The organism is Tundrisphaera lichenicola (assembly GCF_051175385.1).
In the GTDB taxonomy this organism is placed as follows: Bacteria; Planctomycetota; Planctomycetia; order Isosphaerales; family Isosphaeraceae; genus Tundrisphaera; species Tundrisphaera lichenicola.
In genome coordinates this window covers 1,680,445-1,695,221 of sequence record NZ_CP195106.1, presented here as the reverse complement: position 1 = coordinate 1,695,221, position 14,777 = coordinate 1,680,445, and the positions used below count along the sequence as shown (strand labels likewise).

13 protein-coding genes and 1 pseudogene are annotated in these 14,777 nt (G+C 61.1%); 9 read left to right on the top strand and 5 right to left on the bottom strand.

The genetic code is table 11. The annotated features are described in order from the left end of the window. Nucleotides 1–8 precede the first annotated feature (8 nt). Complete coding sequence (gene hpnE / locus P12x_RS06615; protein ID WP_435010096.1) at nucleotides 9–1,427, top strand: hydroxysqualene dehydroxylase HpnE; 1,419 nt, start codon at nucleotides 9–11, stop codon at nucleotides 1,425–1,427. A gap of 15 nt (nucleotides 1,428–1,442) precedes the next feature. On the opposite strand, the gene P12x_RS06610 is transcribed toward hpnE, so the two are convergent. Genes P12x_RS06610 through P12x_RS06595 form a run of 4 tightly spaced genes read right to left on the bottom strand, consistent with a single transcriptional unit; the run spans nucleotide 1,443 to nucleotide 5,716 of the window. Next, entirely contained in the window at nucleotides 1,443–2,606 is a 1,164-nt protein-coding gene (locus P12x_RS06610; protein ID WP_435010095.1) for an ABC transporter permease, read from the bottom strand. A gap of 6 nt (nucleotides 2,607–2,612) precedes the next feature. After that, entirely contained in the window at nucleotides 2,613–3,776 is a 1,164-nt protein-coding gene (locus P12x_RS06605) for an ABC transporter permease (RefSeq protein ID WP_435010094.1), read from the bottom strand. Continuing rightward, nucleotides 3,773–4,492, bottom strand: coding sequence for an ABC transporter ATP-binding protein (locus P12x_RS06600; protein WP_435010093.1), 720 nt, complete (start codon nucleotides 4,490–4,492; stop codon nucleotides 3,773–3,775). The genes P12x_RS06605 and P12x_RS06600 overlap by 4 nt, the downstream gene beginning before the upstream one ends. A 60-nt stretch (nucleotides 4,493–4,552) precedes the next feature. Continuing rightward, nucleotides 4,553–5,716, bottom strand: a complete 1,164-nt coding sequence (locus P12x_RS06595; protein ID WP_435011640.1) for an efflux RND transporter periplasmic adaptor subunit — start codon at nucleotides 5,714–5,716, stop codon at nucleotides 4,553–4,555. A gap of 572 nt (nucleotides 5,717–6,288) precedes the next feature. On the opposite strand from P12x_RS06595, the gene P12x_RS06590 reads away from it, so the two are divergent. From P12x_RS06590 to P12x_RS06570, 5 genes are all read left to right on the top strand, one after another. Beyond that, entirely contained in the window at nucleotides 6,289–7,170 is an 882-nt protein-coding gene (locus P12x_RS06590; protein ID WP_435010092.1) for a serine/threonine protein kinase, read from the top strand. Between the two features lie 66 nt (nucleotides 7,171–7,236). Next, nucleotides 7,237–8,238, top strand: a complete 1,002-nt coding sequence (locus P12x_RS06585; protein ID WP_435010091.1) for an acetyl-CoA carboxylase carboxyltransferase subunit alpha — start codon at nucleotides 7,237–7,239, stop codon at nucleotides 8,236–8,238. Nucleotides 8,239–8,389: 151 nt separating this feature from the next. Beyond that, a complete protein-coding gene (locus P12x_RS06580) occupies nucleotides 8,390–9,256 on the top strand; it encodes an MlaE family ABC transporter permease (protein ID WP_435010090.1) in 867 nt (288 codons plus the stop codon). A 53-nt stretch (nucleotides 9,257–9,309) separates the two neighbouring features. Further along, complete coding sequence (locus P12x_RS06575) at nucleotides 9,310–10,074, top strand: ABC transporter ATP-binding protein (RefSeq protein WP_435010089.1); 765 nt, start codon at nucleotides 9,310–9,312, stop codon at nucleotides 10,072–10,074. 149 nt (nucleotides 10,075–10,223) lie between these two features. Then, complete coding sequence (locus P12x_RS06570) at nucleotides 10,224–11,336, top strand: MlaD family protein (RefSeq protein WP_435010088.1); 1,113 nt, start codon at nucleotides 10,224–10,226, stop codon at nucleotides 11,334–11,336. Between the two features lie 8 nt (nucleotides 11,337–11,344). On the opposite strand, the gene P12x_RS06565 is transcribed toward P12x_RS06570, so the two are convergent. After that, nucleotides 11,345–12,013, bottom strand: a complete 669-nt coding sequence (locus P12x_RS06565) for a HEAT repeat domain-containing protein (RefSeq protein WP_435011639.1) — start codon at nucleotides 12,011–12,013, stop codon at nucleotides 11,345–11,347. Between the two features lie 215 nt (nucleotides 12,014–12,228). On the opposite strand from P12x_RS06565, the gene P12x_RS06560 reads away from it, so the two are divergent. From P12x_RS06560 to selD, 3 genes and pseudogenes are all read left to right on the top strand, one after another. Further along, nucleotides 12,229–13,359 (top strand): AI-2E family transporter, encoded by a 1,131-nt coding sequence (locus tag P12x_RS06560; protein ID WP_435010087.1) that lies wholly within the window; start codon nucleotides 12,229–12,231, stop codon nucleotides 13,357–13,359. 119 nt (nucleotides 13,360–13,478) lie between these two features. Next, a pseudogene (locus P12x_RS06555) lies at nucleotides 13,479–13,673 on the top strand (Rdx family protein); the annotation flags it as partial. A gap of 41 nt (nucleotides 13,674–13,714) precedes the next feature. Beyond that, entirely contained in the window at nucleotides 13,715–14,758 is a 1,044-nt protein-coding gene (gene selD, locus P12x_RS06550) for a selenide, water dikinase SelD (protein ID WP_435011638.1), read from the top strand. Nucleotides 14,759–14,777 lie beyond the last annotated feature (19 nt).

Here is a 14,777-nt window from a genome sequence, read left to right as displayed (position 1 = left end):
ATTCGCCGATGGCCGTCCCTTCCCCTCCTCATGTGGCGATCGTTGGCGGTGGACTGGCGGGGCTGGCCGTGGCCGCCGCCTTGACGGGCCACGGGGTCCGGATCACCTTGATCGAGAGTCGTCCCCGCCTCGGAGGTCGGGCCAGCTCATTTCCCGACCCCGCAAGTGGCGAACTCGTCGACAATTGCCAGCATGTCAGCATGGTTTGCTGTACGAACTTAACCGACTTCTGTCGGAGGGTTGGGATCGTCGGGCTCTTTCGTCGAGAGTCAACCGTTCGTTTTCTGAGCCCCGAAGGGCGGCTCTCGGAACTGGCCGCCGGGAGCTGGCCGGCGCCATTTCACCTTTCGGGGAGTTTTCTCCGGGCGAATTATCTCACCTGGACGGAACGTCTCCGGGTCGGATATGGCCTGGCACGGCTCCGATTCGATCGTCATGACCGACCCGGAGAATCGTTCGAGTCCTGGCTCCGACGCAATGGCCAGACCGACCGAACAATCGACCGCTACTGGGGGACGGTCCTGATCTCGGCCTTGAATGAACGGCTCGATCGGATGGACGTCGGGCATGCGAGGAAGGTGTTCCTGGACGGCTTCCTCCGGAATCGCGAAGGCTACCAGATGGAGCTACCCCTGGTCCCCCTGGGTGAGCTCTATGGGTCGAGGCTCGAGCGTTGGCTCGACGAGCAAGGGGTGGCGGTCCGTTTGACGACGGGAGTTCGGACGGTCGAGATGGACGAAGATGGTCATCTGCGTGGACTCAGGCTACGTTCCGGCGAAACCATCGATGCCGACTTCGTGGTCCTCGCAACACCGTTTGATCGGGTGGCAAAACTCCTTCCTGACGGACTCCGCGAGCGGATCCCCACGCTCGGAAAGCTCGAAGCGATCGAGTCCTCACCCATCACGGGTATCCACCTTTGGTTCGATCGCGATGTCTGTCCTTTCGACCACGTCGTGACCGTCGCCCGGCCGATTCATTGGGTCTTCAATCACACGATGATCCAGGGTCGAACAGGGTCTGACGGCCAGGGCCAGTATCTCCAGGTCGTGATCAGCGCGGCTTACGATCTGCTCTCGCTGGACAATCCAGCAATCCTGGCTCTTGTGCTAAAGGAATTGAATTCGATCTGGCCCGCGTCCACCGAGGCCAAACTGATCCGATCGAGAATCGTCACCGAACACGGAGCGACCTTTGCCGTTCGACCGGGTGTCGACGCGATCCGACCGCCGCAGAGAACCCCGATCGAGGGGCTCTTTCTGGCTGGCGACTGGACCGCGACCGGCTGGCCCGCCACCATGGAAGGGGCCGTCCGGTCCGGCTACCTGGCGGCCGAAGGGATCACGGATGACCTCGGACGCCCCGAGACTCTCGTCCGGCCCGATTTGCCGGCCGGTCCCCTGTCGAGAATGTTACTCGGGGGATGAAAAGGCTCGCCCCATTTAAAGTTCGCGAAGCGACGAGATCACATCCAACCGGACCGCCCGGATCGCGGGGAATAGCCCGCCGATCACCCCCATCGCCAGGGTCATCGCGGCGGCCACGATCAGGACGAGCGGGCCGAAGCGGAAGCCAACGCTGATCTCGGCGAAGGTGTCGATATTATTCGTTCCGAATGTCAGGAACGTGAGCGGGAGCGTCGCCAGGACCCCGACGATCCCTCCCAGGGTACAGAGCAAGACGGACTCTCCCAGGAACGAGATCAGGATTGAGAACCGGGAGAAGCCCAGGGCTCGCATTGTGCCGATCTCGCGAGTTCGTGAGCTGACCGCGGCGAACATCGTATTGGCGGCCGCGAACATGGCTCCCACGCTCAGGAAGAGGGCGATCACATAGCCTGCCACTTTGTAAAAGAGAGCGGTACGCGACTGAGTGGCGAAAAACTCGGGCTCGGGCAGGGCGGCAAGCATGAACTGGGGATCCGTCTCGATTGTCCGCCGGAGGCTGTCGCGAGCCTCGGCGCTGGCGGCCCGCAACTGGACGGTCGAGACGAATCCTTCGCGGCGAGTGTTCTGTTTCAAGTCTGCGATATCGACCCAAACCTCACTCTCGGCGGCACTCCCGCCCGCCGTGAAGATCCCGACCACCCGGTACGATTCTTTGGGCCCGACCTGGAGCGTCTCGCCCAGTCCGGCACCTTTGAATCTCCGAGTCATGGTCCGGCTGACGATGGCCTCACCCTTGCCGGCCTCCAGATCGCGACCCTGGACGATCTGGAAATCCGGTCGGAGCTTCCTCGACGCTGGTCCGATGCCTCGAAAGATCAAGTTGGCCCGGCCTCCGCTGACCCGCTCCATGACGGGGATATGTAGCAGTTCGCCCGCCGCCAGCGGCTTCCCATCCTGGTCGCGAGCGATCCCATCGAGGTTCAAGATCTTGTCGGCTTTGTCCGAATCCAGCCCGCTGACTGTCTCCGAGGAGGAACCCTTACGGAGTACGATGAGATCGAGCGGATCCCCCGAGACATTCAGGCTATGCTGGAGCCCCTCAACCAGGCTGAAAAGAGCACAGGAGGACCAGACGATCAGGCCGGTCCCGAGGATCGTCATCAGGGTATTCACCCAGCGGACCTTCAGGTTCCGGACGTTGTACTTGATCGGGACCATGACGGGTCAGACCACCTTTCGGAGACCATTGACGACCGAAAGCCGGGACGCCTGGATTGCCGGGAAGAGCCCACTGAACGCTCCGATCCCCAGGGCGACCACCAGGCCACCCAGTGCCGTCGTCCAGGGAATGTAGAACAAGGGGATCATGCCGCCGGTGTATCGGGCCAGGTCGACGTAATCGCAGAACACCTTGATCCCGACCGCCCCAAAGAGCCCGCCGATGCCGGCGATCAGGAGCGATTCGGCCAGGATCAGGGCGATGACCAAGGGCTTGCCGAATCCGATCGCCTTCAGCACGGCCACCTCGGTGGTCCGCTCGCGAAGCGCCATCGCCATGGCGTTCGCCGAGACGCATAGCAGCGATATCCCCACGGCCAAGCCTATCCCGACGATGATCCACTGGAAGTCGCCGGCCATCTCGGCGAACATCTGCCCGAAGGCCTCCTCGGATTGGGTCTTGGTGGGCGCATCGCTATTCTCGTAATTCTGGTCGATCTTACGGCTCAGGGTCGCCATTTGACCTTCGTCGTTACACCGGGCGATGATGACCCCGGCATTGCCCGAACCCGCACCTCCGGCCTTTTTCAACCCTTCGTCCAGATACTCCCAGTGGAAATAACAGGCCCGGAGGTCGCGATTGGGCTCGCCGTCGTAAATCCCCTGGACGGTAAGGAGGAGGTCGAACGGATAAACTCCTTCCTTGAGGGGGAGGGGATCGCCAACCTTGATGTTTCGGTCCTGGGCCAGCTTCCGCCCGATTACGCAACCCGCCTTATCCTGCTTCCAAGCACGGAGCTGGTCGTCGGGGATCGACAGGTCGTTGTAGATCTGGAAGAAATTCGAGGGGTCCACTCCGAACTGGGCGAACGGCATCACCTCGCCGTTATATTTACCACCGTACCATGAGAAGGGAGTGGCCTCTTCGATCCCGGGCATCCCCGAGATCTCGGCCAGTCGGGCGATCGATACGGGCTGCCCGAGCCCTTGCGAACTCATCACAACGATTCGATTAAATCCGCGGGTCGATCGCGAGACCTCGCCGTTAATCGTGGAGAACGAGATCAAGATCATCGCCAGTGAGAGGCTGACGGTCAGCGAGGCAATCGTCAGGAACGAGCGGATTTTGTTCCGTCGGGCGTTCCGAAGAATCAGTCCGAAGAATTTCACGATGCGGCCTCCATCCTCGGCTGGATGACGTCGCCGACCAGCTTGCCCTTGTCGAGGTGGAGGATTCGAGAGGCATGCTGCGCGGCCTGGGGATCGTGGGTCACCATGACGATCGTCTTGCGAAACTCGCGATTGAGCAGCTCGAGCAATCCCAGGATCTCGTCGGCGCTCTTTCGATCCAGGTCGCCGGTCGGTTCGTCGGCGACGATCAGGTAGGGGTCGGTCACGATCGCCCGAGCGATCGAGACCCGCTGTTCCTGCCCGCCGGAGAGTTGACGAGGATAATGGTCTTCCCGCCCTTCCAGCCCGACGATTCGGAGCGCCGTCATGGCACTCTGCTTCCGCTTCTTCCGGGAAAGGTTGGTCAGGAGGAGCGGTAGCTCGACATTCTCGAAGGCGGTCATGACCGGGATCAAGTTGTACATCTGGAAGACGAAACCCACGTTATGGGCCCGCCATCGGGTAAGCTGGGCCTCGGACAATTCGGTCAGTTCATGGTCGTGGACGAGGACCGACCCGGACGTGGCACGGTCGAGACCGGCGATCAAGTTCAGGAGTGTGGTCTTCCCGGAGCCGGACGGCCCCATCAGGGCCAGGTATTCCCCCTCCTCGACGGTCAGGGCCAGATCTTCGAGGACGGGAATCCGGAACTCGTCCCGTCGATATTCCTTGCTCACACCTCGAAGGACGATCGAATTCGGAGAGAGGTCGGCCATTCGTCGGGCTCCAGGGATATAGTCGGGGGCCCGAGCACCGGGCCTCCCGGATCGAGAGGGTTAGTCGGCGACCTTGACCGCTTCCCCCTCGCGAAGCGTCTTGGCGGGGGACAGCACCACAGAATCGCCGGCCTCCACCCCCGACTCGACCCGGGCGAGGTCGTCGTTGGACTCGACGACCTCGACCCTCGTCTTCTTGAGGACGTTCTTGGCGTCCAACTTCCAGACGTTGGTGTGGCCGCCCTCCTCGAAGAGTGCGGCCTTGGGCACGAACAGGTGAGACTTTCCCACATCGGGACCCTGGTGGGCTTTGTCGGGCAGGAAGTGAACGGTCGCGACCAGCTCCGGGAAGAGATGTTCATCGGGATCGAGGATCTCGACCTTCACCTTGACCGTTCCCCTGGCCCGGTCGCTGATCGGGATGATCTGCCGGAGACGTCCGCGGTAATGCTTGCTCGGGACCGCGCTGACGGAGATCTCGGCTGGCTGACCGATCGTGATCCGCGAGAGGAGGTTTTCGGCCACGTCGGTGTCGACATCCATTCGATCGAGGTTCGCCAGCGTCAGGACGGAGGAACGGCCGATCGAGAGTCCGGATCCCATCCCGCCCCCGGTGATCATCTCGCCGATCTCGGCAGCCCGCTCGACAACCGTACCGTCGAACGGCGCGAAAATGCTCATATTTCGGATGGCTTCCTCTACCTCATGGACCTGCGAATCCTGGAGCCGGGCCGAGGCCTCCAGCGAGGCCAGGTGAGCCTCCGCCATTTCCACGGCCGAGGTCGCCTGCTGTAATTCTTCGATCGAGACCGACATCCCCTTGTTGTGGAGTCGTCGGGCTCGATCGGCCTTGGTTTTTTTGTATTCCAGGTCGGATCGGGCTTCCTCGACATCCGCTTTGGAGCGGGCGGCCATCGCTATCCGGGATTCGTGCTGGGCGTCGAGGTCGTTATGTTCGAGGACCGCGAGAAGTTGACCTTTCTCGACCTTGTTGCCTTCCTCGGCGTGAAGCTCCAGGACCCGGCCGGGAACCTTGGCCCCGATCATGGCCTGATTGCGCGACTCGAGGTAACCCTTGGCGCTCAAAAGCTTCTCGGCCTCTCCGGTCGTCATGGTCTGGATCAGGCCGATCTGGACCTCGGGCTTGGACCGGATCTGCTGATACTGCTTGTAAGCGAAGGTCCCGCCGACGCCGAGTAGAGTGAGTGGGATCAACCACAACACGTATGAGAGAAGGCGAAGGCCCAGGCTCCCGCCGTCAAAACCCCGACCCCGGGGTGAAGTCCTCCGCGATCGGGTTGCTCCACCAAACTCGGAGCGACCCCGATCGATCTTCAGGGAGGCTAGTTCGTCTTTGAGGGAACTCGCCATGGTCAAAAGGCCCCCTAAACCGAGATCTCACCACGAGTCCTGTCATGTAACCCGAAACTTGCCCATCGCTATAGTCGAATTTTACCAGAAATCAAGCTTTTATCGAAACCTGGGACCAAGTTTTGATCGATCGAGCCCCCGAATTTGGTCGGATCTACGGGAGTCTTTCGTCACGCGACTCGAGTAATTCCGTAGGAAGCTGGGTCGTTCGTTGTAGCGATCGGAATGATGTGCCGCCGATCTTCCGAGAAGACCCGGTGAAGTTGCTGACCTATCGGGTAATTGTTAAGGTATAAGTCCGTAGACGAGCCCCATCCGGATCGAATCGCGATTTCGATAAGCCGCCATATTGGATCGCCCCCGAATACGTGCCGCATCCATCGCGGCTTGACCATCGTTCAGCATCGCGGTCGGGAGTCTTGCTCGTGGCGATCAACACGACCAGTGACGAGCGGATCGGGGATTACAAGTATATCCGCACGATCTATCCCGGATCGACCTCGGTCGTCATGGAAGTCCTCCATGAATCGAGCAACCGCCGATTCGCGATCAAACAGTTGATCGCGTCCCGCGGAATCGACCCGTCCGAACGACGAGCTTTCGAGTTCGAGGCGAAATTGGGCCAGGAGTTGCACCACCCAAATTTGATCAAGGTCCACCATTTCGTGAAGGACCGCGAACAGCCCTATTTCGTGATGGATTATTTCTCCGGATTTCAACTCCGTCTGGCCTTGCACCGACCCAAGGATTTCCCCGTTCTCAAGGGCAGCCTTCACCGGATCTTGACCCAGGCCGCCTCGGGCCTCGCCTACATGAACGACAAAGGCTGGATTCACAGGGACGTGAAGCCCGAAAATATCATGTGCAACAAAACCGGCGAGGTCCGCGTGATTGATTACACGCTGACACGTCGCCCCGTCTCGGCAATCGGCAAGCTGCTGGGGCTGAAGATACCCCGTCAGGGGACCAAGAGTTACATGTCGCCCGAACAGATCCTTTGCGAATCACCCGCCCCGACCGCCGATGTTTATAGTTTTGGCATCACTTGTTACGAGCTGGCCTGCGGTCGGCAACCGTTCCGGGCCAACTCCGAGAACGAACTACTAAACAAGCATATTCGCGAAGCCCCTCTGCCACCGACCTCATTCAACAAGAACATCACCAAGGAATTTTCCGACCTGATCCTCGAAATGATTCGGAAGAAACCTGCCGACCGCCCGCAAACACTTCACGAATTCATCGCTCGGTTCGCCAAGATTCGGATCTTCGAGACCGACCCGCCCATCGATTTCCATCGCGATTTTTGAACTAATTCCCAGCCCACCCGAGGATGACTCGGGAACGATTACGGTCGAACCAAGGACTCGGTGGTCATGGCCAGCGTCAGCGAGCATCGCCTTCCCTTCGAGGCCCCGATCTACGAGCTGGAGACTCGACTGGCCGAGATGGAGGCACTTTACGCCGACCAGAAGTCGGGCTCCGAAACTTCAACCCACTCGGCCGAATCAATTCGCCGGATGCGCCGCGAGCTGGCCAATCTCAAGCGATCCATCTTCGCCAACCTCGACCCCTGGCAGACCGTCCGGGTCTCTCGACACCAGAACCGACCCCAGACTCGCGACTATCTCGAACTGGTGTTCGATCGCTTCGTCGAGCTACATGGCGACCGGGCCATCGGGGACGACCAGGCCATCGTGACCGGCCTGGCCCACCTGGGGGACGAGAAGGTGATGTTCGTCGGGCATCAGAAGGGCCGGACCCTGGCGGAACGGACCTCGAGCAATTTCGGCTGTGCTCATCCCGAGGGATATCGCAAGGCCATCCATAAGATGAAAATGGCGGCCAAGTTCGGCTTGCCGATCATCTCTTTCATCGATACTCCCGGGGCCTATCCCGGAATCGCCGCCGAGGAACGAGGCGTGGCCCTGGTCATCGCCGAGGCCTTGATGGCGATGAGCCGGTTCGACACGCCGATCGTTTGCCTCGTGATCGGCGAGGGTGGTTCGGGCGGGGCCATCGGGATCGGACTCGGCGACCGCGTCGCGATGATGGAGCACGCCTACTATTCGGTCATCAGCCCGGAAGGATGCGCCACCATCCTCTGGAAGGGAGCCGAGCACGCCCCCAAGGCCGCCGAGGCTCTGAAGTTCACCGGTCGCGACCTCCTTCGATTCGGGATCATCGACGAAGTCGTCCCCGAGCCCCTGGGTGGGGCACACCGGGATCATCGAGGCGCAGCGTCCGCCATCAAGGCCTTCCTGATCCGAACCCTTCGCGAACTCGATGAACTCCCTCGCGAGGAACTCCTGAACCGTCGCTATGAGAAGTTCCGTAAAATGGGGAGTTTCATCGAGGAGCTTTCTCCCGAGACTTGAGGTCACCCCGGGTCGGGGTTGCCTTTTCCTCGCGATTCGCCAGAATGACGAAGACCCAACGGAAGGGCCTCGTTCCCCCTCGATCGCCAACCCGCCCGGGCGATCCGACCGGCCCCCGCCGAGTCTGGGGGCCTCAAAGGAGTGAAGCCCGATGGCCATCGCCGCTCCCCCAGCTCAGGCCGGCAATGCGCCGGGTTCGCCGTCAGGTACCACGCCGGTCACTCGACTTGGCGAACAGGTCCTGAACGCGATCGTGGAGATCGGCGGATTGGCGCAGTTTTCGGGCTGGACCATCGGCTGGATGTTGCGTCGGCGACCTCGCTGGTCGGTCCTGGTACCGAACTTCTACGCGATCGGCGTAGAGAGCGTCCCGGTGGTCGCCATTACGGGGACTTTCATCGGTATGGTATTGGCCGTCCAGGCCCACAGTCAGTTCGCGATGATGGGCCTGGAAAGCCGGCTCGGGTCGGTGATCAACATCTCACTGGTCAAGGAGCTAGGTCCGGTCCTGGCGGCGACGATGCTCGCCGGTCGGGTCGGGTCGTCGATGGCTGCCGAGTTGGGCACGATGCGAGTCACGGAACAGATCGATGCCCTCTCCGCTTTGGGGACCAACCCGATCAATTACCTGGTCGTCCCCCGTTTCCTGGCCTGCGTCCTGCTGATCCCCCTGCTCACGCTGATGGCCGACTTCATGGGAGTGATAGGCGGGGCTGTGGTCAGCACGCAATTGATGAAGGTCGACTCGTATGCCTACTGGTATCATTCGAGGCAATATGTCGGCGGGCTCGACTTGATGGCCGGTGTCTTCAAGAGTTACTTCTTCGGTTCGGCGATCGCGCTGATCAGTTGCCACCGGGGTTTCCATTCCAAGGCGGGTGCCGAGGGCGTGGGCAAGGCGGCGACCGAGGCGTTCGTCTTCTCTTTCATCGCGATCCTCTTCCTCGACTTCGTCATCGGGATCTTCTGGAACGCCGCTTACTACGCGATCTGGCCCAACACCTCGGGGCTCCTATGAACGGACCCTCCGAGGCGGCCGAGGGGCCGATCATATCTCTGGAGAATGTCACGATGAGGTTCCGTCATCAGACGGTCCTACGCGACATCGACCTCCAGATCGAGCGAGGCCAGACGGTCTGCATCATCGGCGAGAGCGGGTGCGGCAAGACCGTGATGCTCAAGCTGATGATCGGGCTGCTCTCGCCGAGCCAGGGATCGGTCTTATTCGAGGGTCGCGACCTCTCCATGCTCGACGAGCACGAGATGGTCAAGGTGCGCCTCCGATTCGGCTTCCTCTTCCAGATGGCGGCCCTGTTCGACAGCCTGACGATCTTCGATAATGTCGCGTTCGGCCCTCGCGAGCATGACCTGTACGATCGGATGACCTTGGAAAGGATCGTCGCCGAGCGACTGCAGGAGGTCGGATTGCCTGTCGGCTTGGAGCACAAGAAGCCTGCGGAGCTCTCCGGCGGTCAACGGAAGAGGGTGGGTCTCGCCCGGGCCCTGGCGCTCGATCCCGAGGTGATGCTCTACGACGAGCCGACCACCGGACTGGACCCGATCATGACTGATGTCATCAATGAATTGATCCTCCAGACCAAGCACAAGAAAAAGGCCACCGGCGTCGTCGTCACTCATGAGATGAAGACTGTTATCAAGGTGGCCGACCGAGTTGTGATGCTCTACCCGCTCGCGAGGCTCGACCCCGGCGAGCCGCAGATGATTTACGACGGCCCCCCCGAGGGGCTCGAAGACCATCCCGACCAACGAATCCGTCAGTTCGTCCGCGGGGAGGCAGGAGAACGCCTCAGGGAGATGAATCAGGAACGTGGTTGAGGACGACCCTCGGGACCGTTTCCTGGTTTAACCAATGACAGTTACTGTTTTGAACTCCCGACCAATCCGAATACCGTTCGACATCGAACCGAAATAGTGTGGACCCGGCGGGCAGATCACGTGCCCCCCTTGCCCTGAAGAGGTCGGCCATGAACGAGCGAGTCATGCAATTCCGGATCGGCATGTTCGTCATCGTGGCCGGATTGGTCCTGACGATGCTGATCGTTTGGTTCGGCGAATCCCCTTCACTCTTCCGCGAACACGGCTTCGTCAAGGTCCGCTATACCGAGGCCCCAGGCGTGGCGGAGGGGATCTCGGTCCGCAAGAGCGGGATCAGGATCGGTGAGGTCGTGTCGATCGACCTCGACGACCGGCCCGGGATGCCGGATAGCGTGATTGTGATCCTCTCTCTGGATCCGAAATACAAGATCAAGAAGGATTCGGTAGCACGGATCACAAGGTCCTTGATTGGCGATGTGGCGATCGACATGCTTCCTGGCTCTAGCCAGGAGATCATCGCGATGGGGCAGACCCCGGCTACCGCCCCCGAATTGATCGGTGACACAACCCCAGATCCCGCGAAGGCCCTGGCCGCCGCGACATCTGCCTTCGAGCGAGTCGGCGGGACCCTCCAGGCGATCGAGGAAGCCGCCGCCGGTTTCGCCGTCGTCGCCAAGAAGGCAGAGAAGCTCGATGAGTTCATCGGTACCATCACCGAGACGGGTCGGAACATCTCGACCGCAGCCAAGGGGATCGATCGGATGATCGCCGATAACGAGGCGGATCTCCGTCCCGCGATCACCAACCTCAGGCAGGTCTCCGAGAAGCTGGGCGCGACGTTCGATAACGAGACCACAGCCCGGATCAAGGACATCACCGTGCGGCTCTCGTCGGTCTCGAACAAGCTAGATGCCGGATTGACCGAGATTCAGCCCGTCCTCGACGATCTCGGAAGTCCCGCCGGTCGTGCGAATCCGACCACCGACCTTGGCCAGTCGATGGCATCGCTCAACCGGATCAGTGCCAACATAAGTCTCTTGACCGCAGGACTCTCCGACGGCCGAGGCCGCCTGAACCCACACGGAAGCATCCAGAGGCTCGTCACCAGCCCCGAATTATACGACAGCCTGGCTCGCGCGGCTGCTGCGGCCAATGACGTCTTCACCCTGGCCCGGCCCGCCATTCGTTCTCTGAGCGTCTTCGCCGATAAGATTGCCCGAGATCCCAGTGCGATCTCGAAGGGGGCCCTGCTCCGGCAATAATCGAGAGCTCAGCGAACCCGGACCGTAGACAGACGCGATGGGCGAGGATTCCCGCCAAACGGACCTTCCAGCCGAATCGGGGTCGGCGGAGGTGGTGGTTCGTCGGATAGAGTCGAGGGGTCCGGCAAGGCAGGAGGCAGAGGCTCGTCGGATGGTGTTGTCTCGGATCTATTGCGGTCCGAAGAATCCGGGACGAGCCAGGGCATCCAGGCGGGTGGGATGATCGTCGGGCCCTGTATCACCGAACCCGTCGGCAAGGGACCACAAATCGGGCAATCGACGATGCACCGACGGCCCAATGATCCGAGGGCCTTTCGAGCCTCCTTGCGGACCCCACGATCGGGATCGATCGTCGAGGCTCTCAGGAGTGACTCGTGAACGATCGGGACGAAGGGCCTCATCTTTCCCAACGATTCGGCGGCCTCTTCACGGACGTCGTCGGAAGGGTCGAGGGATAGAGCGTCGCTGAGAGCCTGGACCACTTCAGGATGGCGTCGCCAGTCGAACTTCCGGAGATCCTCCGCCGCATCTTCGCGGTCATCTTCCTTGGGGGAGTTCCGCAAGGAAATGATATCTTGGACGATGGGTGACGAAACGGTCTGGGCGTCCACGACCGGCCTCGGCCCTGTTCTTCGATGATGATCCGAGCCCGTCGCCGACACACCTATTAAGAACATCAAACCGAGATTTGCCAGAATCATGGCAAGTTCTCCCCTCTCGAACGGCGATCGACTTGAGCATCCCTCTCAATTCTAGGCAGGTTCGCAACGCATTTTCCATGATAAACGAACCTCCCATTTTTCCCATTCACACAAAGCCTCCTGAACGCGGCCCTTGCGATGATCCTCCTCGACTGCGATCATCGATGATTTAGGAGCGAGGGGGCGACCGCATGGTGGTTCGGATGGAGGATAGCGGCAAGTCTTATCGCACCGCCTCTCTCGTGACCCTGGCCGTCTTCGCCACGATCGCCGCTCTCTATCTGATGAAGGCGATTTTGATTCCGATCACCCTGGCTGTCTTCCTGGCCTCATTACTCTCGCCCGCCACCACCTTTCTCCGGCGAATCCTCCGCTTGAGCCCGACCGGGTCGGCGGCGGTACTCTTCCTCCTAGCTTTGCTCCTCGGCCTTTATCTCGCCACTCTCACCGCTGAAGGTTTGGTGCAGGCCACGGCCAGCTTACCGGGCGACATCGCCCGGATCGCGGGCCAGGCGAGCCGATATGTCTCCGAGATCCTTCGCGACCGGCCGTATCTGCGATTCATCCTTCCCGAACCAGGTACGATCGACAAACTCGGCGACCGAAACAGCGCATTACTCTACGAAACATTGACTTATGGCCTGGCCGATCTCTCGGGGTGGGTGGCTCAGGGGCTGATCGTCCTGATACTCGTATTGTTCCTCCTGGCCGAGAGCGAGATGTTAACGCCCAAGGTGGTCCGCTTCTTCGCCAGGACGCCGGGGGACGCCGCAGCCTCCGAGAGAACGCTCAAGGATCTGACCCGACAGATCCGTTCATTCTTGCTGGCCCGGACGCTAATCAACCTGGGACTGGGTGTCGTCTTCGCCTGCTTCCTCTGGATCTTCAAGGTCCGATTCCCGATCGCACTCGGGCTATTCGCGGGACTGACCAACTTCGTCCCCTATGTGGGGCAGCTCCTGGGAGGAGGTTTGGCCTCACTGGTGACGCTCGCCCAGTTCGAGTCGGTAGGCGACACCTTGATCGTTGCCTCGGTCTACCTGGGACTGGTCACGATCGAGGGATATATCGTGACCCCATATGTCCTCGGGAAATCACTCGATCTGAACGGTACGATCATCCTGGTCGCCTGCCTGTTCTGGGGTTTCCTCTGGGGACTCGTCGGGCTGATCCTGGCCATGCCGATGACGGCTTGTTTGAAGCTGGTCTGCCAGAACGTGCCCGAGCTTTACCGATGGGCCGACCTGATGAGTCGCGACTGGCAACCGCCTCCCCTTCCCAGGGCCGATATCGACATCATCGACGTCCACAGCGGGCCTTGACCCTTCCTGGGCCTTCGATCACCATTGTAGTCCTCGAACTCGATCTTCCCTGTAATTTCAGGAGCCAATCTCCGATGGATCTGACCCTGGAATACTGCGCCCTCTGAAACTACGAACCACAGGCCGTCAGTTTGACGGCCAAGCTGCTCCCGAAGTTCAAGCGAGCGATACGTCGATATGAGCTGATCCCATCGAAGGGGGGTTGCTTCGAGTTGACGGTCGGCGGAAAACTAGTCTACTCCAAACTGAAATCCGGGATGTTCCCGGAAGAGGCCGAGATGATCCGAGCGGTCGGCGAGATCCTGGGTGTCTGAAGCCGACTGCCAAGAAGAGGTCCCTCGTGTCGACCGGCCGGATGAAACGCCTGACCGACTATGCCAACTGCGCGGGGTGAGCCGGCAAGCTCGCCCCGGGAGGGCTCGCGCAGGTCTTGCGTGATTTGCCGCCTCGTGCCTCCGATCCCCGACTCCTGGTCGGGACGGAGACGTCGGATGATGCGGGCGTCTACCTCGTGGCCGATGGCCTGGCGATGGTACAGACGCTCGACTTCTTCCCGCCGCTGGTGGACGATCCGTATCTATTCGGCCAGATTGCCGCCGCGAACGCACTCTCCGACCTCTATGCCATGAACGCCCGGCCGATCACCGCCCTGAACATCGTGGGGTTCCCCGACAACGAACTTCCGCTCTCGATCCTCGGCGAGATCCTCCGCGGGGGAGCCTCTCAGGTGGCCCTGGCCGGGGCGGTGACGATGGGCGGGCACTCGGTCCGTGACGCCGAGATCAAGTACGGCTTGAGCGTGACCGGACTGATCGACCCGGCCTCGATCATGACCAACGCCTCGGCTCGACCCGGGGATTCGCTGGTCCTCACCAAGCCCTTGGGGACCGGGTTCGCCACCACCGCTAACAAGAAAGCCACCTGCCCGCCGAATGTCCTCGATCGAGCGATCGCCTCGATGATCCAGCTCAACGCGATCGGTCGCGACGCGATGCGCCAAGCCGGGGGCGTGTCGGCCGTCACCGACATCACCGGCTTCGGGCTGGCAGGTCACGCCCTGGAAATGGCCGATGGATCGGTGAGGACGATCGAGCTGAATCTCGATCAACTCCCCCTGATCGAAGGCACCGAGGCGCTGGCCGCTGCCGGGTTCTTCACGCGTGCCACCAAGTCGAACCGCGAATTCGTCGGCGAACGACTCCTGATCGAGCCGAGTGCCGATGCGCTGCGGGTCGAATATCTGTTCGATGCACAGACGTCCGGCGGGCTTCTGATCGCAATACACCCCGACCACGTCGCGCGACTGATCGCAGAACTCCAGGCTCGGGGGGCGAGTGCCTCGGCTGTCGTCGGTCGGATACTCGAACGTCAGGGGACGATCGCGCTGATTGCCCGCTGATTGCCCAACGGAGAGGATT